This is a genomic window from Acinetobacter sp. COS3 (assembly GCF_000475335.1).
GTDB lineage: Bacteria > Pseudomonadota > Gammaproteobacteria > Pseudomonadales > Moraxellaceae > Acinetobacter > Acinetobacter venetianus.
This window is the reverse complement of the sequence record NZ_AXCD01000020.1, coordinates 32,903-54,613: the sequence shown is the minus strand read 5'-3', so window position 1 is coordinate 54,613 and position 21,711 is coordinate 32,903. Positions and strand designations below refer to the sequence as shown.

Annotated in this window: 21 protein-coding genes; 15 read left to right on the top strand and 6 right to left on the bottom strand. The window is 39.3% G+C overall.

Going from position 1 to position 21,711, the window contains the following annotated elements; translation table 11 throughout:
• The first annotated feature begins 98 nt into the window (after positions 1 to 98).
• Complete coding sequence (locus IO68_RS26095; protein WP_019384226.1) at positions 99 to 644, top strand: 1-acyl-sn-glycerol-3-phosphate acyltransferase; 546 nt, start codon at positions 99 to 101, stop codon at positions 642 to 644.
• A 138-nt stretch (positions 645 to 782) separates the two neighbouring features.
• Complete coding sequence (locus IO68_RS26090; protein ID WP_023013469.1) at positions 783 to 1,532, top strand: YebC/PmpR family DNA-binding transcriptional regulator; 750 nt, start codon at positions 783 to 785, stop codon at positions 1,530 to 1,532.
• A gap of 43 nt (positions 1,533 to 1,575) precedes the next feature.
• On the opposite strand, the gene IO68_RS26085 is transcribed toward IO68_RS26090, so the two are convergent.
• Both IO68_RS26085 and IO68_RS26080 read right to left on the bottom strand, forming a co-directional pair.
• Entirely contained in the window at positions 1,576 to 2,046 is a 471-nt protein-coding gene (locus IO68_RS26085) for an Lrp/AsnC family transcriptional regulator (protein WP_004661600.1), read from the bottom strand.
• A gap of 457 nt (positions 2,047 to 2,503) precedes the next feature.
• The gene (locus tag IO68_RS26080; protein WP_023013468.1) at positions 2,504 to 3,274 is read right to left on the bottom strand and encodes a glutathione S-transferase family protein; all 771 of its coding nucleotides are present in this window, start codon (positions 3,272 to 3,274) and stop codon (positions 2,504 to 2,506) included.
• A 357-nt stretch (positions 3,275 to 3,631) separates the two neighbouring features.
• Between IO68_RS26080 and IO68_RS26075 the strand changes: the two genes are divergently transcribed.
• The 7 genes from IO68_RS26075 to ychF all read left to right on the top strand — a co-directional run bounded on the left by IO68_RS26075 (position 3,632) and on the right by ychF (position 11,251).
• The gene (locus IO68_RS26075) at positions 3,632 to 4,843 is read left to right on the top strand and encodes an SfnB family sulfur acquisition oxidoreductase (RefSeq protein ID WP_023013467.1); all 1,212 of its coding nucleotides are present in this window, start codon (positions 3,632 to 3,634) and stop codon (positions 4,841 to 4,843) included.
• Between the two features lie 13 nt (positions 4,844 to 4,856).
• Positions 4,857 to 6,080, top strand: coding sequence for an SfnB family sulfur acquisition oxidoreductase (locus IO68_RS26070; protein ID WP_023013466.1), 1,224 nt, complete (start codon positions 4,857 to 4,859; stop codon positions 6,078 to 6,080).
• Entirely contained in the window at positions 6,080 to 7,492 is a 1,413-nt protein-coding gene (locus IO68_RS26065; RefSeq protein WP_023013465.1) for an LLM class flavin-dependent oxidoreductase, read from the top strand. The genes IO68_RS26070 and IO68_RS26065 overlap by 1 nt, the downstream gene beginning before the upstream one ends.
• A 20-nt stretch (positions 7,493 to 7,512) precedes the next feature.
• Positions 7,513 to 8,343, top strand: a complete 831-nt coding sequence (locus IO68_RS26060; protein WP_019384221.1) for a MetQ/NlpA family ABC transporter substrate-binding protein — start codon at positions 7,513 to 7,515, stop codon at positions 8,341 to 8,343.
• A gap of 11 nt (positions 8,344 to 8,354) precedes the next feature.
• Positions 8,355 to 9,425: a methionine ABC transporter ATP-binding protein gene (locus IO68_RS26055; RefSeq protein ID WP_004878864.1), complete on the top strand. Its 1,071-nt coding sequence runs from the start codon at positions 8,355 to 8,357 to the stop codon at positions 9,423 to 9,425.
• Positions 9,406 to 10,065 carry a methionine ABC transporter permease gene (locus IO68_RS26050; protein WP_023013464.1) on the top strand — a complete coding sequence of 220 codons (660 nt, stop codon included), beginning with the start codon at positions 9,406 to 9,408 and terminating at the stop codon, positions 10,063 to 10,065. The genes IO68_RS26055 and IO68_RS26050 overlap by 20 nt, the downstream gene beginning before the upstream one ends.
• A gap of 94 nt (positions 10,066 to 10,159) precedes the next feature.
• Positions 10,160 to 11,251: a redox-regulated ATPase YchF gene (gene ychF / locus IO68_RS26045; RefSeq protein WP_019384218.1), complete on the top strand. Its 1,092-nt coding sequence runs from the start codon at positions 10,160 to 10,162 to the stop codon at positions 11,249 to 11,251.
• 79 nt (positions 11,252 to 11,330) lie between these two features.
• On the opposite strand, the gene IO68_RS26040 is transcribed toward ychF, so the two are convergent.
• Entirely contained in the window at positions 11,331 to 11,864 is a 534-nt protein-coding gene (locus IO68_RS26040) for a DUF962 domain-containing protein (protein ID WP_023013463.1), read from the bottom strand.
• A 106-nt stretch (positions 11,865 to 11,970) separates the two neighbouring features.
• Between IO68_RS26040 and IO68_RS26035 the strand changes: the two genes are divergently transcribed.
• Entirely contained in the window at positions 11,971 to 12,675 is a 705-nt protein-coding gene (locus tag IO68_RS26035; protein WP_007483516.1) for a Crp/Fnr family transcriptional regulator, read from the top strand.
• A 36-nt stretch (positions 12,676 to 12,711) separates the two neighbouring features.
• On the opposite strand, the gene IO68_RS26030 is transcribed toward IO68_RS26035, so the two are convergent.
• The gene (locus IO68_RS26030) at positions 12,712 to 13,842 is read right to left on the bottom strand and encodes a CNNM domain-containing protein (protein ID WP_004878856.1); all 1,131 of its coding nucleotides are present in this window, start codon (positions 13,840 to 13,842) and stop codon (positions 12,712 to 12,714) included.
• A gap of 166 nt (positions 13,843 to 14,008) precedes the next feature.
• Positions 14,009 to 14,473, bottom strand: a complete 465-nt coding sequence (locus tag IO68_RS26025; RefSeq protein ID WP_029424882.1) for a hypothetical protein — start codon at positions 14,471 to 14,473, stop codon at positions 14,009 to 14,011.
• A gap of 179 nt (positions 14,474 to 14,652) precedes the next feature.
• On the opposite strand from IO68_RS26025, the gene IO68_RS26020 reads away from it, so the two are divergent.
• The 4 genes from IO68_RS26020 (at position 14,653) to dapC (ending at position 20,351) form a co-directional block, all read left to right on the top strand.
• Entirely contained in the window at positions 14,653 to 15,042 is a 390-nt protein-coding gene (locus tag IO68_RS26020) for a tautomerase family protein (RefSeq protein WP_004878852.1), read from the top strand.
• Positions 15,043 to 15,162: 120 nt separating this feature from the next.
• A complete protein-coding gene (gene purT / locus IO68_RS26015; protein ID WP_171068573.1) occupies positions 15,163 to 16,380 on the top strand; it encodes a formate-dependent phosphoribosylglycinamide formyltransferase in 1,218 nt (405 codons plus the stop codon).
• A gap of 70 nt (positions 16,381 to 16,450) precedes the next feature.
• Positions 16,451 to 19,117 (top strand): [protein-PII] uridylyltransferase, encoded by a 2,667-nt coding sequence (gene glnD, locus IO68_RS26010; RefSeq protein ID WP_004878848.1) that lies wholly within the window; start codon positions 16,451 to 16,453, stop codon positions 19,115 to 19,117.
• A gap of 64 nt (positions 19,118 to 19,181) precedes the next feature.
• On the top strand, positions 19,182 to 20,351 hold the full coding sequence (gene dapC / locus IO68_RS26005; RefSeq protein ID WP_019384210.1) for a succinyldiaminopimelate transaminase: 1,170 nt from the start codon (positions 19,182 to 19,184) through the stop codon (positions 20,349 to 20,351).
• 47 nt (positions 20,352 to 20,398) lie between these two features.
• Here dapC and IO68_RS26000 read toward each other — a convergent pair whose 3' ends face one another.
• A complete protein-coding gene (locus IO68_RS26000) occupies positions 20,399 to 21,016 on the bottom strand; it encodes a LysE family translocator (RefSeq protein ID WP_019384209.1) in 618 nt (205 codons plus the stop codon).
• A gap of 154 nt (positions 21,017 to 21,170) precedes the next feature.
• On the opposite strand from IO68_RS26000, the gene IO68_RS25995 reads away from it, so the two are divergent.
• Positions 21,171 to 21,623: an Lrp/AsnC family transcriptional regulator gene (locus IO68_RS25995; protein WP_004878842.1), complete on the top strand. Its 453-nt coding sequence runs from the start codon at positions 21,171 to 21,173 to the stop codon at positions 21,621 to 21,623.
• Positions 21,624 to 21,711 lie beyond the last annotated feature (88 nt).

The window sequence follows — 21,711 nt, the reverse complement described above, 5'->3', positions numbered from 1 at the left end:
CGAAAAACCCAGTACGGTTCAGATCTTAAATTTTCAGCCATATATTTTATATAGAACTCAGATTAAACTACTGAAATTCATTTGTAATGATAAAGAATATGAAAAAGTTTTTAGGAAAATCTATTTTTAAAGCAACAGGTTGGGAGTACAAAGTCGATCCAACTATCTTGGAAAAAAAGCAAGTTATTATTGGATTTGAACACACATCTAACTTAGATACGATCTTATCTTTAGCTTTATTCGAAATTTTAGAGCTTAAAATTCATACACTCATTAAAAAAGAGCTTTTTAAAGGTCCACTTAAACCAATTCTAGAAAAGCTTGGTGGCATCCCTGTTGATCGTAAAGCAAATAAAGATATTGTTACGCAAATGGTTGACTTATTTAATCAAAATGAAAATTTCAACCTTGTAATTGCCCCGGAAGCAACGCGTGCCAAAGATGGTGAAACTCGAAAGCCAATCCGTACAGGTTTTTGGCATATAGCTAAGGCAGCGAATGTGCCTATCATTCTAATGTATGCAAATGCTCGTACAAAGAAAGGTGGTATTTTAGGGAAAATCTACCCTACGGATCTTCAACAAGACTTAGAAAAAATTAAATCACTTTATGCCGAATATGGAATTGATGTAAAAATTAGCTAAGCTCATTCTTTCGATCAATCTTTGTAAAGTGACGGTGATTTTAAGTTTTGAATATGAAGTATGGCTGTTTTCAACAAAACCATCGCTATGCTAATATTCGTGCACTTTTTTAAGTTTTAATTTTTTGGAGTTACTTCCATGGCGGGTCATTCTAAATGGGCCAATATTAAGCATCGTAAAGCTAAACAAGATGCAAGTCGCGGTAAAGTTTTTACTAAGTACATCCGTGAAATCGTAACCGCAGCAAGATTAGGCGGTCCAGACGCAGCGAGCAACCCTCGTTTGCGTGCTGTTGTTGAAAAAGCACTTTCAGTCAATATGACACGCGACACGATCAATCGTGCAATTCAACGTGGTGCTGGCGGTGAAGACAATGATGATTTAAAAGAAGTAACCTATGAAGGTTATGGTGTGGGCGGTGTTGCAGTTATTGTTGAAACAATGACAGATAACCTAAACCGTACTGTACCTGACGTACGTCACTGCTTCTCTAAAACCAATGGTAACTTGGGAACCAACGGTTCGGTAGCCTACCTGTTTACTAAACGTGGTGAAATTTCTTTTGAAGATGTTTCTTTAGAAGACAAAGTCATGGAAGTTGCTTTAGAAGCAGGTGCTGATGACATCGAGATTGATGAAGATAGTATTCTCGTCATCACTAGCCCAGAAAACTTTGGTGATGTACAAGATGCCCTTACAGCAGCAGGTTTAAAATCGGACAATGCTGAAGTTGTGATGAGCCCATCGACTAAAGCTGAAATCAATGATATTGATCAAGCCAAACAAATCATGAAAATGATTGATATGCTTGAAGATCTTGATGATGTTCAAAACGTTTATACCAACGTTGAATTCTCTGAAGATGTGTTAACGCAACTTGATGCTTAATTCATTGAGATCAGTAAAAAATGCATCTTTTTAGATGCATTTTTTATAACTTATTTAAAAGCTTATAGCAGTTAAAGACATTGTATTCTTTGATCACGAAGCTGGAATGAAGCGCAACGACACTATCGATCTTACCAATACGACGTAATAAGATTTCACTATAATCATCCATATTTCGCGCCACTAATTCTAAAATAAAATCAGCGCTTTGCCCCGTCACGAGAAATGCATTGGTCACTTCTGGAATATCTTCAATTTCTTGTAAGAACTTATCAAAAGTTTCACTATCATGTTTACTCAACGAAACCTGCAAAAGAATATGTAGGCTAAAACCAAGTTTATTAAAATTAATTTCTCGCTTGAGCTGCCCCATGACTTGGGATTCAATTAAATTTTTAATACGACGATGCACCGAACTTACAGATAGATTAATACGCTCTGACAATTCATTCAGATTTACGTCTTCATGAGTCAAAATTTCTAAAATTTGCTTATCAAAACGATCTAATTCCATTTCACAGTCCTCATTATCAAATTCAGTTTTTATCGGAACTGTTTATATGTTCGTGAATTTTTAAGGGTCAAGGGAAAACATTCGTTTAACTTTTGACGATGTTGCATAGATAACGCAAACATGATTCCGATAAATTTGTGATTTATCTTTGTCCCAAAGCCGAAACAAGACCTTTTGAGCAAATGTTCAACTCATCTCCCAATAGTTGAACAACTTGTTTCGATCCCCATCACACCCTGAAACATAAGATAGCAAAGCACTTTTACAATTATTTCCCTCTTTTCAGTTTTTTTAAAGTAATTTTGGAAATAAATTCTAATATTTCCCATATAAAACGAATTATCTTTTAAATTAGAAAATAATTAGTCATTTATTTCTTACATTTTTAAGGAAAATCTTATTTTTTTCTCATAAAAAAGCCCTAATTTAAAATTTAGGGCTTGTTGATCACTTTGAATTACATGCCACGCCAATCAACTCTCGCATTGCGCTCTGTTGCATAAATACGTTGGACATATTGCCCTAATGGCAAATCAAGCAAATAGTCATGATATTCTTTTAGCTCACCTGAAAACTGTTCAATATCATCACTTTCCAATTCCCAAGGCGTACCTTTGATTAATAATAAAGGTGCAAGAATTGAACATACTGCGATATCGGCCAAACCTAAACGATCACCGACCAAATAACGTCCCTGATTTTCGATCAATTTGAGGTTTAAATCAGTGATCAGCTCTGTCATACGTAGTTTGGACTGCGCAACTTTTTCAGGATTCAACTTATAATTAGTCGAGACCAAACTTTTTAAAATCGGTTTAGAAATTTTTTCAAACTGGCGTAAATAGCCTTGCTCACCCATCATAATTTCTAAAGGATGATCGCCAACTGAGAGTGCTTGAGCTAATGACCAACGGCGCACATGAATACCTAGCTCATTTGCAAGTTGATCAATTTCAAGTGCATGTTCACGTAATTGTTCATCACGTCTTAATAAGGCATGCTCAGGATAAGTTGTATCTAAATACAGCGCGATTTGTGTTGAATCAGCAATCCATTGTTTATCATCTTTTAGCATCGGCAACAGATATTGCCCCGACTTAAGATAGGTAAACGCACGGTGAAAACCAGGAATTAAATTATGTGCAACATAGTCCAACTCCTTATGATCTAACAACCAGCGAGCTTTTTCACAATAGTGAGACAAAGGAAATTGGTATAAAACCCGCATAGACTCTCCAAATTTATTTTTCTACTCATGAAACATAAGGTTTTTCATACTTTAGAAGTAAAAGTCCTTCAAGACAATGTCATTTTTGCTTGATCTTTTCTAATTTTGGCTAAAAGCCTTTATCAATATTCTTGGTGAGATTATTCATTTATTTCATAGAAATAGCCTTTTTGTGTTGATCAATGCAATTTTAAAAACTCTAAGCAACTGTTTTAAATAGCTATTCATTATCTATTTTTTTGTTACTTTTCTCATAAAAAATGCTTAATACTTATTGTGATATTCAAGCCATAACTGATGGTTTAGTGGAAAAGTAAAACTTTTGTAAAGTATCTCTTATCTATTAGAGGTGCTCACATGTCCAGTAATCAATCAGTGATTCAAGTTCAAACACAACTGATTTCAAATGATCAGCAGGCCATCAATGCTGCCTATCAAGTTGCTGACTTTGCATTAGAAGAACGAAATATCCGAGATCAACAGCGTATCTTGCCCAGTGAACAGATTATTCAGTTTAGTCAAAAAGGTCTAGGTGGAATCCGTGTACCTAAAGACTATGGTGGCGCATTTGTTTCTAATAAAACCTTAGCTCATGTGTTTCGTATTCTAAGTAAAGCCGATGCCAATGTTGGACAAATTCCACAAAACCAATTCGGTCTTTTAAATTTTATTAATATCACCGGTTCAGATGCACAAAAGCAGTTTATCTACGCTGAAATTCTTGCAGGTAAACGCATTGCCAATGGTGGGCCTGAAAAAAATTCTAAAGATACCAAAACCATTCAAACCAAGTTAACGTTGGAAAATGGTCAATACCTTTTAAATGGGGAAAAATTTTACTCTACAGGCACTAGCTTTGCAGATTGGTTAGCGATTCGTGCCTTACACCCCGATGGCTATACAGTATTGGTGATCGTTGATCGCTATGCTACTGGTGTCGAAGTGATTAATGACTGGAATGGCTTCGGTCAACGTACTACAGCCAGTGGAACGGTAAAACTCCACAATGTTGTCGTTGATCCTGCACTATTTTTTGATGAGCGCATTATTGCTGACACCCCAAATGTGCGCGGTGCATATTCTCAGCTATTACAAGTTGCGATTGATGTCGGCATTGCCGAAGCGGCTTTTGATGACACCTTATCCAGCATTCGTAAAGCACGCCCCATTATTGATGCAGGCATAGAAAAAGCCAGTGAAGAACATTACACATTACAAGAAGTTGGTAAGCTCAATATCTTGCTCGATGCTGCGATTTTATTACTGGACGATGCTGCTGAATATCTAGATGAACTTGATCAAATCGCTGCAATTTCTGCTGAGCAAGCCGCGCGCGCCTCTATTTTAGTGGCAGAAGCAAAGATCTATGCCAATGATGCTGCCCTGCATATCTCCGAAAAGCTACTCGAACTTGGCGGAAGCCGTGCCAGCCTGAGCCAACACAATCTTGATCAACATTGGCGCAATGCTCGCGTACATACCTTACACGATCCTGTGCGTTGGAAATTCCATGCTATTGGTGACTATTACCTCAATGATACCCACCCTGCCCGCCATGCTTGGATTTAAGGAGCAAATCATTATGACCTCATACCAAGAATTACAAGGCTTTGCCAAAACCAATTTTAAAGCAGCGCATATCATTCAAAGCGATGCAGAAGCACTGGACATTGCTATTCAACTAAGTGAACAGTTTAAACAAGCAGCGGTTGAACGCGATGCCAATCGGAACTTACCTTTCACAGAAATAGAAGCCTATAGCCAATCAGGTTTATGGGCGATTGCCGTACCTAAACAGTATGGCGGTGCAGAGGTTTCAAGTCTAACCGTTGCCAAAGTCATCGCTTTATTTAGTGGTGCGGATGGTTCAATTGGGCAAATTCCACAAAATCACTTCTATGCATTGGAAGTATTACGCAATACTGGTACGGAAGCGCAAAAGAAACGTCTTTATCAAGAAGTTTTACAAGGTGCTCGTTTTGGTAATGCACTGGCTGAATTTAAAACTCGCACATCTGCACATAAGCAAACAACATTAATTCCAAGCGAAAATGGTTATCTGATTCAAGGAGAAAAGTTTTATTGCACGGGTAGCCTGTTTGCACATCGTATTCCAACACTAGTCGTTGATGAAGCAGGCAATGAATTTTTGGCTTTTGTACAAAGAGACAGCCAAGGTTTAGAAGTGATTGATGATTGGTCAGGCTTTGGGCAACGCACCACAGGCAGCGGCACAGTAAAGTTTAATCAAGTTTTTGTCGCCAAAGAGGATGTGATTCCTTTTGATGCTGCCTTTAAACAACTGTCTTTGGTGGGGCCATTTGCTCAAATCATGCATGCTGCAATTGAAGTCGGCATTGCCCGTGCGGTGTTTGAAGAAACCCTAGCGCGTGTGCGTGTCGCCCGCCCTTGGATTGATGCCAATATTGAATCCGCCACTCAAGATCCATTAACCCTATCTGAACTCGGTCGTGTAGCAACTGATGTCAAAGCCAGCGAGTTATTACTCAAACAGGCAGCGCGATCCGTGGATACTGCTAAACATGATCTGAATGCTGAAAACTTAGCCAAAGCTTCAATTGATGTGGCCAAAGTTCGTGCGCACAGTACAGAAACTGCATTAAAGGCATCATCGAAATTGATTGAATTAGCTGGCAGTCGTGGCAGTCAACGTGCTGATGGTCTGGATCGGCATTGGCGTAATGCGCGGGTTCATACCTTACATGATGCTGCGCGCTGGAAATATTACTTTATTGGCAATTATGTCCTGAACGGTATCTTACCACCACGCCGAGGGACGCTGTGATGAGTCAAAATCTCCCGAAGAAAATTTTACTGAATGCTTTTGATATGAACTGTGTTGGCCATATCAATCATGGCTTGTGGACCCATCCACGCGATCAATCACACCGTTTTAATGAGCTGAATTATTGGACTGAATTGGCACAAACCTTAGAGCAAGGTTTGTTTGATGGTTTATTTTTAGCTGATATTACTGGCGTTTATGATGTCTATCAAAATGGGATCGATCTGACCTTAAAAGAGTCGATCCAGTTGCCTAGTCATGATCCTTCGACCCTGATTTCGGCAATGGCTTTGGTGACACAGAATTTAAGCTTTGGCGTGACTGTCAATCTCAGCTATGAACAGCCCTACCAATTTGCACGCCGTTTTGCCAGTCTTGATCATTTAACCCGAGGTCGTCTCGGCTGGAATATTGTCACAGGTTATCTGGACAGTGCCGAACGCTTAATTGGGCAAAAAGGTTTAAAAGACCATGATGCCCGTTATGATCAAGCCGAGGAATTTTTACAACTTTGCTATCAATATTGGGAAGGTTCTTGGGAAAATGATGCTTTAAAGAAAGACAAGCAACAGCGTATTTTTACTGATCCAAACAAAGTCCACTCGATCAATCATCACGGTCAATATTACCAAAGCCAAGGTGTATTTCAGGTGGCGCCGTCGGTACAACGCACCCCAACCTTATTTCAGGCAGGTGCTTCACCGAAAGGACTACAGTTCGCCACGCGTCATGCAGAATGTATTTTTATTGGCGGTGATCAACCTGAGAAGATTCGTCAGCAAGTTAATAAAATACGTCAGCAGGCTACGCAACAAGGTCGTGATGAAGATGCGATTAAAATCTTTGTCGGTATTACCGTTGTCGTCGCGGAAACACATGAACTTGCCCAGCAAAAACTGGCTGAATATCGTCAATATGCAAGCCCTGAAGCAGGTTTAGCACATTATGCCAGTTCAGTCGGTATTGATCTTGCCAAGTTTGCAGATGATGAAGCGATTCCTTATCAAAAGAGTAATAGCATTGCTTCCGTCAATGAAAAGTTTAAAGAACAGCGCATCAGCAAAAATGACCTAAAAGCACAGCATGTGCTGGGTGGACGTTATCCTCTGATTGTAGGGAGTGGTGCTGAAGTTGCGGAATATCTCATTGAGCTACTCGATCAAACTGGTATTGATGGTTTTAACCTGACTCGTACGGTTGCACCTGAATCACACCATGATTTCATTCGACTAGTGATCCCAGAGTTACAGCAACGTGGACGTTATAAAACTGAATATGCAGCAGGTTCACTGCGTAACAAGCTGTTTCAACAAGGCGATCATTTAGCTGTAAGCCATCCTGCTGATCAGTTCCGATGTAGACCGCATAACAACACAGATGACCTAAAAATAATTGAAGAAATTAGTGCTTAAGTAAAAATTTGGAGAAATATATGGCTCAAACAGCCTCTAAGAAATGGCTCGGTATTGGCCTTGTCGTTGTTGTTGCGATTATTGCCTTATTGATTTGGAATAAACAGAGACAGAATCATAGCAGTGAACTGGTGATTGGGATTAGCCCTTCTTTCGCACATCCCCTACAAGTTGCTGCGGATGAAGCCAAACAACAAGGTCTCAATGTGAAATTGGTGGAATTTTCCGATTGGAATACACCAAATATTACCTTAAATCATGGTGACATTGATGCGAATTTTTTCCAGCATCAACCCTTCTTGGATAATGCGATTAAGGAAACTGGCTTCAAGCTAAAATCCTTTGCTGCGGGTGCGGCTTCACATGTTGGATTGTATTCGAAAAAATATAAAAGTTTCGATGAACTCCCGAATGGTGCAACGGTTGCCATTCCCAATGATCCAGTTAATCAAGGGCGTGCTTTATTGCTATTGCAACAAGCCAAGTTGATTGAGCTGAAAGACAGCAACAATCATCTTTCTGCACTTAAAGATATTACAGCGAATCCGAAGAACCTGAAATTTACCGAAGTTGAAGGCCCGCAAACTGCACGAGCCATTGATGATGTTGATCTCGCTTTTGGCTATCCACATTACTTACGTTTAGCTAAGACGGCTGATCCTGAAAGTGCCTTATTGTTTGATGACAACACCAATAAACGTTATGCGATTTTATTTGTGGTTCGTGATGACTATCAGGACAAGGATAATAAACTACAGAAATTTGTCGAGATTTATCAAAACTCACCAAAGGTCAAAGCTGCATTGGATAGCGATTTCGGTCCAACGTTGTGGTTCCCAGGTTGGAAATAAGGAGAACAATCATGGTGAGTTTTGGTTCACAGGTCAATTTTTCAGTCCCGCATCTGAAAATACGCGGTTTAAATAAGTTTTATGATGTACAGGGCCAACGCTTACATGCATTAAAAGACATTAATGTGGATATTCCCAAAGCACAAATTGTTGGCATTATCGGTAAAAGTGGTGCAGGTAAATCATCACTGATCCGTACCTTAAATGGGCTGGAAGCGATTGATACAGGCAGTATTTTGATTCACCAGCAGAATATTGCTGAATTGGGTCATGCTGAACTGATCAAAACACGACAAAAAATTGGCATGATTTTTCAGCACTTTAATTTAATGTCAGCCAAAACCGTGTGGGAAAATGTGGCTTTACCGCTACGTATTGCGGGTTATGAAAAGGCTGAAATAGAACAACAGGTCAGTGAGGTACTGACGCTGGTGGGATTAGAGGCAAAGCGAAATGATTACCCTGCTCAACTGTCTGGTGGGCAAAAACAACGCGTTGGTATTGCCCGTGCCTTGGTTTCTCAGCCTGAAATCCTGCTCTGTGACGAAGCTACCTCGGCACTCGACCCTGAGAGTACCGCCAATATTCTGTCCTTATTAAAACAAATCAACCGAGACCTTGGTTTAACCATTGTCTTGATCACCCATGAAATGCAGGTCATCCAAGAGATTTGCGATCAAGTCATCGTAATTGATCAGGGTGAAATTGTTGAAGCTGGGCAAGTCTGGTCGGTATTTTCCAATCCGCAACAACAAATCACGCAGGAATTACTCAATTTTGAACAAGTGAATTTACCCTTTGAGCTGAGCCAATCTGCTGATCAGCACACCACACAGCAGATTTTAAAACTCAAATATGTAAGTGAATCGAAATCGGTTCCTGATCTGTATGAATTGCTGGGCAGTTTTAATAGTCCAGTTCAAGTGTATTACAGTCAAATTGATAGCATTCAGCAGCGTACTATCGGCTCATTGATCATCGGGATTCGCAATCTCGAATTTGACTTAAATGATGCACAATTTGAAAAACACCCTGCCATTACACAACTTGAGGTGATCGGTTATGTACAATCAACTCATTGATCTATTACTGACAGGCACAATCGACACCTTAGTGATGGTAGGGGTTTCTGCCTTTATTGCCTTTTTAATTGGTCTGCCAATAGCCTTAATTTTGGTGAGTACTGCAGATTTTGGTATCTATCCATCTAAGAAAATAAATCAGTCCTTAGGCTGGATCATTAACATTACCCGTTCTGTCCCTTTCCTGATTTTAATGGTGGCATTGATTCCATTTACCCGCTGGATTGTCGGCACTAGCTATGGCGTATTAGCCGCGATTGTACCCTTAACCATTGCTGCCATTCCCTTCTTTGCACGTATTGCAGAAGTCAGCTTACGTGAAGTCGATCAAGGTCTAATTGAAGCCGCACAAGCCATGGGCTGTAACCGCAAACAGATTCTTTGGCACGTACTACTTCCCGAAGCATTATCAGGCATCATCGCAGGCTTTACTGTGACCATTGTCACCATAATCAGTTCTTCTGCTATTGCAGGTGCGATTGGTGCGGGTGGACTCGGTGATATTGCCTATCGCTATGGCTATCAGCGTTTTGATATGCAAGTGATGTTAGCCGTGATTTTAGTTCTTATTGTTTTAGTGATCTTGGTGCAAAGTACAGGTGATCATATTGCCAAACAGCTGGATAAACGCAAAGTTTAATGTCGAATTGATAATCTGCTCTAGCCATGACTTTGTCATGGCTTTCATGTAAAATCAGCAGCAATTTTTATATAACACATTTGTGAGTGGTTTCATGGGTTTTAATTGCGGTATTGTTGGTCTGCCAAACGTAGGTAAATCTACATTATTTAATGCATTAACAAAGGCAGCGATTGCAGCTGAAAACTTTCCGTTTTGTACCATTGAACCAAACACAGGCATTGTTCCTGTTCCAGATTCACGCTTAGATAAACTTGCTGCAATTGTAAAACCACAGCGCATCTTACCGACAACAATGGAATTCGTTGACATCGCAGGTTTGGTTGCTGGTGCCTCAAAAGGTGAAGGTTTGGGTAACCAATTCCTTGCCAACATCCGTGAAACTGATGCAATTGCGCATGTGGTGCGTTGTTTTGAAGATGAAAACGTGATTCACGTAAATGGTAAAATTGACCCATTAGATGACATTGCAACCATCAATACTGAACTTGCACTTGCTGACCTTGATACCGTTGCAAAAGCATTACTACGCTTAACTAAAGCAGCAAAAGGTGGCGATAAAGAAGCACTTGCAACTAAAGCAGTTTTAGAAAAAATTCAGCCTTTACTTGATGAAGGTAAACCAGCACGTGCCGCTGATCTTTCTGATGACGAACGTAAAGCTGTACGTGGTTTCGGTTTAATGACCCTTAAACCAACTATGTATATTGCTAACGTCGCAGAAGACGGTTTTGAAAACAACCCACATCTTGAAGCAGTACAAAAACTCGCTGCTGAAGAAAATGCCATTGTTGTACCACTTTGCAACCAAATCGAAGCTGAAATTTCATTATTAGAAGATGAAGATCGTGCTGAATTCTTGGAAGCGATGGGTATGGAAGAACCAGGCTTAAATGTTGTGATTCGTGCAGGCTATAAATTGCTTGGCCTACAAACCTATTTCACTGCGGGTGTACAAGAAGTTCGTGCTTGGACTGTTAAAGTAGGCGCAACTGCACCACAAGCGGCTGGTGTCATTCATACTGACTTCGAAAAAGGCTTCATCCGTGCTGAATGTGTGGCTTATGACGACTTTATCCAATATAACGGTGAAAACGGCGCTAAAGAAGCTGGTAAATGGCGTTTAGAAGGTAAAACTTATGTTGTTCAAGATGGTGATGTTTTACACTTCCGTTTTAACGTATAAATCGATTTTCTAATCTTAAAACCCGCCAATAATGATCTTATTGGCGGGTTTTATTTGATCGATATTTATAGACTTCGATTTAAGACACGATTTGCGGTTTCATATCCATTTCAGCACGTTTCATTTGTGCTTCTTTTAAAATACGTTGATGTAATGATTTACGGAAGCCCAGTAAGAAAACAAACTCTGCCAAGACGAATAATGGCCCGATTGCTAGACCAATCAGATCATCAACAAAAGCTGGCTTTTTCTTCTCAAAATAATGCCCGATGAATTGGAATACCCATCCCACCACAAAAATACCAATGCTTGCGCCCAACCAACTCCACATCGACAATTCAGCAATTTTGATAGCCAATGGATAAACCAAGACAAATAGAATAAGCATCAAAATGCCAAATAACTTATCTAATGAAAGATAGTAAACGCTACTTAAAACTATGAGTACCATAGCTAAAGTGACCGAAAAGCCAGATATATCAACTGCAGCCCGAGCGCTTAAGCATAGAATAGAAAAAACAATTAATGGAATACCCACAAAATGGGTCACAATATTATTTCTGTCTAAATGATAAGCTGCATACTGACTCAATAGACGTTCCAAATTTGTCATTTTATTTTCCTCAGATCAATTCAGTTATGCTATTAATCTATTAGAAAAATCAAAGTGAAGTTGTCATGTAGCTGACAAATGGATTCATATTTACAAAGGAATGATTGTGTTAGAACATGCATATATCCAGCATTTACAGCAAAACTCTTGGTTTAGTCGCTTAGACAAGCCGTTTCAAGAGTTCATTATTGAGCACAGTAAAAAGCAATCTGTAGAAAAAAATACTGCTGTATTTAATGCCCAAGACAAGTTTGATGGTGTCTATGGTGTTTTAGAAGGCTCTATCAGCTTGGGATATATTGATGTCAATGGTAATGAAGCAATTGCTGCAATCGCAGAACCAATCATGTGGTTTGGCGAAATCTCCTTGATCGACAAACAACCTCGCTCGCATGATGCAATTGCCTTAAAAAGAAGTGTTGTTCTTCAAATTCCTGCCGCCCCCCTGAAACAACTCTTAGATCAACATCCGTATTATTGGTATTACTTTGCTTTGCTGACTAGCCAAAAACTCCGCTATGTATTTTTAGAGCAAATTGCGATTCAGACCCAAAGCATAACCCAGCGCTTAGCACAACGATTACTCTTTATTTTAGAGGGTTATGGCAATCGATCCAGTATTCAAGATTTGAACATCCATATTTCTCAAGACCAGCTTGCCAATATGCTGACTGTATCAAGACAAACGGTAAATCAAGAACTCAATGTATTTGAAAAACAAGGTGTAATTCAGCTTGGATTTAAAAAAATAGAAGTACTGAATTTAGAGGGGTTGAGAATGCTCGCATCCTCAGGATTTTTTACGGAATAAGCATGCCAACCAATTAGGCTGGCACACTTTTATTGATTATTGTGTTGGCGGTTCTAAATAAATGCCAATTTTTTCAGCCCTTTTCACCCATAGTTGTCGAGCAAGTTTCTGCATATCTTCTACTTTGTCGCCCTCATCGAGAATCTCGATACCTAGCAATGTTTCAACGACATCTTCTAAAGTTACGACGCCTTTAGTATCTCCAAACTCACCCACGACCAATGCAATATGTTGTCTTTGTTCTAACAAAACTTCCATTAATTTTGATAATGGTGTTTTTGCCATAACCGTAACAATTTCTCTTTTGAAGTCGCTAATTATTCGACTACCCTGACCTTGGTTCTTTGCAACCAATAAATCTTCACGCAAAACAAAGCCGACAACGCTATCCAAGTCTTGATCATAAATCGGCAGTCTTGAAAAATTTGAGCTTTTTGGAGCAGATAAAACTTCATCAACTGTTAAATCTTTTTGTAATGCCGACACCACAACACGAGGCGTCATGACAGTGCTCGCATCCAAAGATTTAAAGAGAAAAAGATTTCGAATGATTTTAGACTCTCGATCATTCAACATGCCTTCTTCTTTACCAATCCCAGCCATCGCAACAAATTCATCACGACTAAATTGATTTGCTTTGGTACCGCCAGAAATCAACTTAGTTAACTTTTCAGAGATCACGATTAAAGGATACATGGCTTTAATTAAGAAATTAACATAAACGCCAGTGGGTCCAGCAAGTTGACGCCAATACACCGCACCTAATGTTTTTGGAACAATTTCCGAAACAAAAAGGATGAGTAAGGTCATTACTGCGGAGAAAACACCAAACCAAACCTCACCAAAAACAGACGTTGCTTTTGCGCCTGCACCAATCGCACCGACTGTATGTGCAATGGTATTGACAGTTAAAATAGCAGCCAATGATTGGTCAATATTGTCTTCTTTCAAGCGTCTTAATTGCTCAGCCTTTTTAGGCTTGGTCTCTTTAAGCCTCGCAATGTAGCTTGGTGTGATACTTAATAATGTTGCTTCTGCAATCGAACACAAAAAAGAAAAAAGTAATGCTAAAACGACATACAGCAGTAAAAGCAAAAGATCGCCATGAAAAATGGAAGCGAATGAAAATTGATGAACGGTTTCAGAAATTAAACTGGGAGTATCCATATGCGAACTTGGTTTTTAACCACAGATTCCTTATATAACTTAGGAAATTCATCCTACGGTTTACCCATAACCAAGTCAATTCTTTGGATATATTTTGTATCTATTCTAAAAATATTACTATCTTTTACTTAAAAAATAGCAATATTTATCGTAGTCAGTTTTAGTTTTACTTCGGAGAAGTATTGCCTAAAGCTGGATTATCAATTGCATCTTTACACTGTGCCTTATCACGCTCGTAGTCAGCTTGTTTTTGGCTCGAAGCGGTTGGATTGTCTTTTACTTCTCTCGCCCAAGTATCCAAACTTGTTAAAGCCTTACGACATAAGGCATATTTCCCTTCCGTCACCGAATCAGTCATTTTGACGTTAATACGCCAATCTGTACTAAGCTGACGCAATGGTTTTCTTACTTTATCTTCGATTTCTGTTGTTTGTTTCTGATAAACAATTGGATCAATTTGATTGATTAAATCCCATGCTGCATTTGCATATGTTGTCGCATCATTACTCAATTTTGGTGCTGGTTTAATTTCAACCTTTTTTTCAGCTTCATTATTTGAGTTCCCGCATGCAGTCATTAGAACTGTACTGCATAGCATCAAAGCCACAAGATGAGTTTTTCTGTTCAACATATCTAACCAAATCGTCGATGAAACATTTGCCCATAATCCTAGTCAATTCAGTTGCAATACTCAATCATTGTTACCTTTTTATCATCGAAGTCTGATCAACCTGAGATTTATCAATTTTATGCTAAGGTTAGACCCATAATTGTCTTCAAAATAATTAAATCACTTGGAATCATATATTCATGTCACAAATCAAAATTTATGCATTGAGCAAAACGATTGATCAATACCGAAACTTACTTTCTGAAGCTATTCATGATGCCTTGGTCGAAAGCTTAAATTATCCAATTGAAAAGAGGTTTCAGCGCTTTATCCGTCTTGAAACAGATGACTTTATTTATCCTACAGATCGTAGTGATCACTACACCATTATTGAGATATCAATGTTCGAAGGTCGGACAATCGAAGCCAAGAAAAAACTGATCCAAACTCTATTTTCTAATATTTATCAACACTGTGGTATTTCAGCACAAGACATTGAAATTACAATATTTGAAACACCTAGAAGTAATTGGGGAATTCGAGGTCAAAATGCTAATGAACTTCTGCTGAATTACCAAGTCAATGTCTAATTCTGAAAAAACAGATTTAGATCATCTTTTTTGTCTAACAAAAACAACTTTTTTTGTATCACACAAGCTTAACTCAGCAACAAGTTCTGCTATGCTTAAACACAAATTACTCAGGATAGGATTATTCGCATGAGCGTCACTCTTGGAACTCCACTTCAATCTTCTGCATTTAAGGTTTTACTGTTAGGTTCTGGAGAGCTTGGGAAAGAAGTTGTTATTTCTTTACAACGCTTAGGTGTCGAAGTTCATGCAGCTGATCGCTATGATCACGCACCCGCAATGCAAGTAGCACATTATTCTTATACATTGAATATGGCTGATCCTGTTGAATTAAAAAAACTTATCGAAGAAATAAAACCCAATTTAATTGTCCCTGAAATCGAAGCGATTGCAACTGAGGTTTTAGTTGAAATTGAACAGAGTCAAACAGCTACAGTCATTCCATCAGCAAAAGCTGTCAACCTCACCATGAACCGTGAAGGTATTCGTCGCTTAGCTGCAGAAGAGTTAGGACTGCCAACATCTGCTTACCGTTTTGCAAGTACTTTAGAAAGCTTCCGCGCGGCTTGTGATGATATTGGTTATCCAAATTTCGTTAAACCTGTTATGTCTTCATCAGGTAAAGGTCAATCTCGCGTAAAAAGCTTTGATGAAGTCGATGCTGCTTGGGATTATGCGATGCAAGGTGGCCGCGTAAATCAAGGGACTGTGATTATCGAGTCTCAGATTGACTTCGATTTTGAAATTACGCTTTTAACTGTTCGCGCCAAAAATCCTGAAACTACTGAAATCGAAACCCATTACTGTGATCCAATTGGTCATCGCCAGGATGCGGGCGATTATGTTGAAAGTTGGCAACCTCAACCAATGACAGCTGCGGCTTTAGATGAAGCAAAACGTATTGCAAATAAAGTAACAACTGCTTTAGGCGGTTGCGGTATTTTTGGTGTAGAGTTATTCGTAAAAGGTGATAAAGTTTGGTTTAGCGAAGTATCGCCTCGCCCACATGACACAGGATTAGTGACTTTAGCTTCTCAATTCCAAAGCGAATTTGAATTACATGCGCGTGCAATTTTAGGTTTACCTGTAAATACAGAGCGCCATAGTGTTGCTGCAAGTGCAGTGATCTACGCTGGCGTTGATGCGAAAAATCTTAGCTTTACTGGCTTAGATCTTGCTTTGGCAAATCCGAATACAGATTTACGCTTATTTGGAAAACCAGAAGGCTTCAAACGCCGTCGTATGGGTGTTGCAACAGCGCGTGCCGAAAATACAGATTTAGCGCGTGAGTTAGCACAACATTCCGCTGACCAAGTGAGTGTTCAAACAAACGCTTAAACCACCTGAATCCTGAGCCACAATCAAGTGGTTTCAGGATAAAGAAAGACTTTGATAGAAGAACATTTTCATGATCAATACATCTCCATTGTTGAACTACGTCACCAGTCATCATGATATTCAAGCCATTAATCAATGGCGAACAGAAGTAGAGAAACAATTACAAGAGAGTTATGAAAATGGGCAACCTATTCGTGAAGTCATCAAAGCTCGATCAAACTCTATTGATGAAGCTCTGATTTTTTTATGGAATCACGCAGGTTTAGATCAAACTGAATTAGGCTTATTTGCTGTCGGCGGTTATGGCCGCCGTGAAATGCTGCCTTATTCAGATACCGACATTATGATTTTATCTGAAGATGAAATTAGTGAGGAGCAAGGCAAACTCATTTCTGCTTTTATTTCATCTCTTTGGGATGTTGGAAATTTTAAGCCGGGTACCAGTGTTCGTACCATTCAAAACTGTGTAGATCAAGCTGCAAATGATCTAACTGTTGCAACCACATTGATTGAAGCTCGTCTGATTACAGGTAATGAACAACTTGCTAAATGGCCACGTCGTATCGTTGCGCAAACATGGACGGATAAAACCTTCTATGATGCAAAAATGCAAGAGCAAGCAAAAAGATATGCGCAGCACAACAATACTGAAAGCAATTTAGAACCTGATATTAAAAATGCACCCGGCGGGATCCGAGATATTAATCAGATCGGTTGGATTGCTAAGCGCCATTTCCGTGTCAATCGTATCTATGACCTTGTACATCTCGGTTTTATTACTGAGTTTGAACTGGGAGTTCTCGAAGAAGCTGAAAGCTTTTTATGGGAAATTCGCACCCATTTGCATCGTTTAGCTAAGCGTGATGAAAATCGATTATTGTTTGAATATCAACGTGATATTGCTGCAAAATTTGGCTATGTGCGTGAAGAAGGTCAGCCTGTCAATTTCGCTGTTGAACAGTTCATGAAGCGTTATTATCGGACTGCTCAGCAAATTTCTACTTTAAACGAAATGCTACTCGCCTACTTCAATGAATCAGTGATTACTCCACGTTTGACCGATTATGAACGTGAAATTGAAGACATTAATGATCGTTTCAAAATTGTAGATGGCAAACTTGCTGTTCAACACCATAAGGTTTTCTCTGAAGAACCAAGTGCAATTTTAGAAATCTTTTATCTACTTGCAAATCGCCCAGAAATTACAGGTATTCGTGCCCGTACCTTACGCTTGTTGGTTTTAGCTGCAAAACGTATTGATCAACGTTTCCGTGACAATCCTGAACACCAAGCCTTGTTTATGTCGATTATTCGTTCTCCACATCGTTTGTACGATACCATGGTCGCGATGAAACGATATGGTGTGCTAGGCAATTATATTCCCGCTTTCGGGCAAATTATGGGATTGATGCAATACGATCTTTTCCATATCTATACCGTCGATGCCCATACCCTACTTTTACTGCGTAACCTCAGTCGTTTTAAAGAACCTGAGTTTGCTAAAGATTTCCCTGTCGTCAGTTCAGTATTCCAACGTATTGCTCGACATGACATTGTTTATTTAGCAGCAATTTTCCATGATATTGCCAAAGGTCGCGGTGGTGATCACAGTGAACTCGGTGCGATTGATGCAATTGAATTCTGTCGCACACATGGCTTTACTGAGCGTGAATGTAAACTGGTTGCGTGGTTGATCAACAATCACCTACTGATGTCACTTACTGCACAGAAAAAAGATATTTCCGACCCTGATGAAGTCAAAGAGTTCGCTGAAAAAGTCGGTGACATGGAGCACTTAGACTACTTATACACATTGACTGTTGCAGATATTAATGCCACAAATCCTAAGCTTTGGAATACATGGCGTGCTTCATTGATGCGTCAACTCTACACCTATGCACGTGATGTCATTCGTTCTGGCTTAGGCCGTCCTGTTGATTATCAAATGCTCATTGAAGATACTAAATTCGCTGCCAGTGAATTGCTCGTAAATGATTTTTCATTAGCAGAAGTCGAAAAAGTTTGGCAAGAACTTGGTGATGAATATTTCGTAAAAGAATCTGCCAATGAAATTGCATGGCACACGCAAGCTATTTTACAACACGGTGATAACCCAGAGCCGTTAGTTTTATTACGTGCACATCGAAATGCAGCACAAGATGCAGTACAAATCTTTATCTACACTCGCGATCAAGCAAATCTCTTTGCAACAACCGTTGCTGTATTGGATCGCATGAATCTCGATGTTCAAGACGCAAAAATTATCACGGCAAGTACAGATTTCAGTTTAGATACCTACTTGGTACTCGATCGTTTCGGCACATTATTGACAGACCCTGAACGTGAACGCAAAGTTAAATCTGCACTGGTCGATGCATTGAGTCATTCAGATCAGTATCCAGGGATTATGCAACGTCGAATTCCTCGTCATTTACGTCATTTTGATATTCAAAATACAGTTGATATCGTACTTAACCCAGCCTTACAACAACACATGGTAGAAATTTCTACACTCGATCAACCGGGTTTGTTAGCGCGTATTGGTGCGTTATTTATGTTGCAAGGTCTCGATATTCACTCAGCCAAAATTGCAACATTGGGCGAGCGCGCGGAAGATATTTTCTTTGTCACCAAGAAAAATGGTGTACTGCTAAATGACGAAGAAGTTAAACTTTTTGCGGAAACCTTGAAAGCTGCTTTAGATGAAGCATCTAATCAAATTTGTAATCCATCTTAGAATCCTACTGAATCCTTCTTTTCAAAAGAAGGATTCTCCACACTTATCTTGGGTAATTGTTTAAATGAACTCCAGCTTGTCTCTATTGCATCCTTATCCATTTGAAAAGTTAAACCAACTTTTCAAAGATGTGCAACCTGCAAATCTGCCTTTGATTCCACTATCAATTGGTGAGCCAAAACATCCTGCGCCTGAGTTCGTTAAACAAGCGATTATTGCAAATTTTGAGCATTTATCGACCTACCCAAATAGCAAAGGCTTACCTGAACTGCGTCAAAGTATTGCAAAATGGCTCACTCAGCGCTTCAAATTGAATCAAATTAGTGCAGAAGATCATATCTTGCCTGTTTCTGGTACACGCGAAGGTATTTTTTCTTTTGTTCAGGCATTAATTAAGCGCGAAGATGCACCTTATATCGTTATGCCAAATCCTTTCTATCAGATTTATGAAGGTGCGGCATTGCTCTCAGGCGCAAAACCTTACTTCATTAACTGTACAGAAGAAAATGGATATCTAGGTGATTTTGATGCTGTTCCTGCTGAAGTTTGGGAAAAAACAGCATTATTATTTGTATGTACACCGGGCAATCCAACGGGTGCAGTGTTATCAAAAGAACAATTTAAAAAGCTGATTGCACTTTCAGATCAATACAACTTTGTAATTGCATCTGATGAATGTTATTCAGAGCTTTGGTTTGATCAAGCACCTATTGGTCTACTAGAAGTGTGTGCAGAAATGGGACGCGACGATTATAAAAACTGTATTGTATTCCACTCACTTTCTAAACGCTCAAATTTGCCGGGTATGCGTTCTGGTTTTGTTGCAGGTGATGCGGCTTTGTTAAAACCATATTTGCAATATCGTACTTATCATGGCGCGGCAATGCCTGTGCAGCATCAATTAGCATCTATTGCTGCTTGGGATGATGAAACACATGTTGAAGAAAATCGTAAGCAATACCGTGCAAAGTTTGAGTTATTCCAATCTGAACTTGGACATTTACTTCCATTGCAAAAACCTGATGCGGGCTTCTACTATTGGCTGAAAGTGGATAATGACGAAACTTTTGCAAAATTACTCCTAGAAAAAGCCAATATTAAAGTTTTACCTGGGCGTTATTTATCTCGTGATACAGAACAAGGTAATCCGGGTGAAGGTCATGTCCGTATGGCATTGGTCGCAGATCTAGCGCAATGTGAAGAAGTTGTTAAACGCTTGAAAAATATTTTATAGCCTACTATTAAGAATCCACGTAACAACGTGGATTCTTTTATCACGGACTAACTCTGACCTACAATTAAAATCAATCCAATCATCACCATAAGCCCTCCTGAAATTCGACTAACAATTTTGACCGCATAAGGTCGGGTACTTAATAGTTTCTTTGCGGCAAACCCAACTAAAACGTAGACAATCGCACAACTAATTAAATGAATGACACCAAGTGACATGATTTGCGCGGTTGGAGACAATGCCATTTGCGGATGAATAAATGGTGGTAGTAAAGCAAAGAAAAGTAATAAAACCTTTGGATTTAAGCCACTAATTCCAACACCTTTAATCAACCATAATTTAGCAGAATCTAATGCAACATTTTGATCTGAATGATTTGAAATAACAGCAGGTTTAATCAGTAAATTTATCCCCATCCACAACAAATAGCATGCACCTGCAATGGTCAGCCCTGTTAACAAGACAGGATAATGGCTGAGCAAAGCCCCCACTCCAGCAGCAACACAGAGAATGGCAATAAAATGCCCCAGCACCAAACCTGTAACAGCAGTGACGATAAATTTACCCTTTATACCTGCCAAAATCGCATAAGCCCAATCCGCCCCAGGTGTTAAAACGAATAAAATGGAGACACACCAAAAAGCAAGAACAACATTCATTTCCATAATATCACCTAGAGCAGCAAAGCAAATTACTTTTGAAATCAGAATTTATTTTTCACCAAATGGTGAAGACTGGTTTGAGAGAATATGCTTTAATGATGGAAATGTTCTTTCAAATGTTTCTACATTTTAAAAGCTATAGGGTAAATTCTTCTATATGGATCGCACTGATAAGAAAATTCTTGCTGAACTTCAAGCCAATGGGCGATTATCTGTTACAGAACTCGCTGAAAGGGTTGGCTTAAGCCTATCCCCTTGTCACCGTCGAGTGAAGGCATTAGAAGAACTGGGAATTATTAAAGGCTATCATGCTGATCTGGATGCTTCGCAAATTGGCTTTAATTTTTCCGCGATTATTTTCGTGACGTTAAAAGATGGTGATAAGAAAGCCTTATCAAATTTTGAAGAGAAAGTCAGTGATATTGCTAATGTGATTCAAGCTCAACGCTTATTTGGCAATCCAGACTATTTATTACATGTCGTAGCTAAAGACTTAGCCAGCTTCCAAAAACTTTATGATGATAGCTTATCTGCACTGCCTAATGTTCAACGATTAACCTCAACCATTGTGATGAAAAATGTAGTGACCAATCGCCTGTTACCGCTCTAACTAAAACGGATGGTACGCATTGATTAATTTTTGCATCCATCCATCCGTGATTGACCATCTGTTGAAATCTTCGTCTATACTTAGCCAT

What these genes read in the sequence shown, in the direction of transcription:
- IO68_RS26065 (WP_023013465.1), top strand. Translation starts at nt 6,080, where the DNA reads ATGAGTCAAAATCTCCCGAAGAAAATTTTACTGAATGCTTTTGATATG.
- IO68_RS26050 (WP_023013464.1), top strand. Translation starts at nt 9,406, where the DNA reads ATGTACAATCAACTCATTGATCTATTACTGACAGGCACAATCGACACC.
- IO68_RS26080 (WP_023013468.1), bottom strand. Translation starts at nt 3,274, where the DNA reads ATGCGGGTTTTATACCAATTTCCTTTGTCTCACTATTGTGAAAAAGCT.
- IO68_RS25995 (WP_004878842.1), top strand. Translation starts at nt 21,171, where the DNA reads ATGGATCGCACTGATAAGAAAATTCTTGCTGAACTTCAAGCCAATGGG.
- IO68_RS26070 (WP_023013466.1), top strand. Translation starts at nt 4,857, where the DNA reads ATGACCTCATACCAAGAATTACAAGGCTTTGCCAAAACCAATTTTAAA.
- IO68_RS26040 (WP_023013463.1), bottom strand. Translation starts at nt 11,864, where the DNA reads ATGACAAATTTGGAACGTCTATTGAGTCAGTATGCAGCTTATCATTTA.
- IO68_RS26085 (WP_004661600.1), bottom strand. Translation starts at nt 2,046, where the DNA reads ATGGAATTAGATCGTTTTGATAAGCAAATTTTAGAAATTTTGACTCAT.
- IO68_RS26020 (WP_004878852.1), top strand. Translation starts at nt 14,653, where the DNA reads ATGTCACAAATCAAAATTTATGCATTGAGCAAAACGATTGATCAATAC.
- IO68_RS26025 (WP_029424882.1), bottom strand. Translation starts at nt 14,473, where the DNA reads ATGTTGAACAGAAAAACTCATCTTGTGGCTTTGATGCTATGCAGTACA.
- IO68_RS26090 (WP_023013469.1), top strand. Translation starts at nt 783, where the DNA reads ATGGCGGGTCATTCTAAATGGGCCAATATTAAGCATCGTAAAGCTAAA.
- IO68_RS26095 (WP_019384226.1), top strand. Translation starts at nt 99, where the DNA reads ATGAAAAAGTTTTTAGGAAAATCTATTTTTAAAGCAACAGGTTGGGAG.
- IO68_RS26075 (WP_023013467.1), top strand. Translation starts at nt 3,632, where the DNA reads ATGTCCAGTAATCAATCAGTGATTCAAGTTCAAACACAACTGATTTCA.
- IO68_RS26060 (WP_019384221.1), top strand. Translation starts at nt 7,513, where the DNA reads ATGGCTCAAACAGCCTCTAAGAAATGGCTCGGTATTGGCCTTGTCGTT.
- IO68_RS26030 (WP_004878856.1), bottom strand. Translation starts at nt 13,842, where the DNA reads ATGGATACTCCCAGTTTAATTTCTGAAACCGTTCATCAATTTTCATTC.
- IO68_RS26055 (WP_004878864.1), top strand. Translation starts at nt 8,355, where the DNA reads ATGGTGAGTTTTGGTTCACAGGTCAATTTTTCAGTCCCGCATCTGAAA.
- ychF (WP_019384218.1), top strand. Translation starts at nt 10,160, where the DNA reads ATGGGTTTTAATTGCGGTATTGTTGGTCTGCCAAACGTAGGTAAATCT.
- IO68_RS26000 (WP_019384209.1), bottom strand. Translation starts at nt 21,016, where the DNA reads ATGGAAATGAATGTTGTTCTTGCTTTTTGGTGTGTCTCCATTTTATTC.
- dapC (WP_019384210.1), top strand. Translation starts at nt 19,182, where the DNA reads ATGAACTCCAGCTTGTCTCTATTGCATCCTTATCCATTTGAAAAGTTA.
- glnD (WP_004878848.1), top strand. Translation starts at nt 16,451, where the DNA reads ATGATCAATACATCTCCATTGTTGAACTACGTCACCAGTCATCATGAT.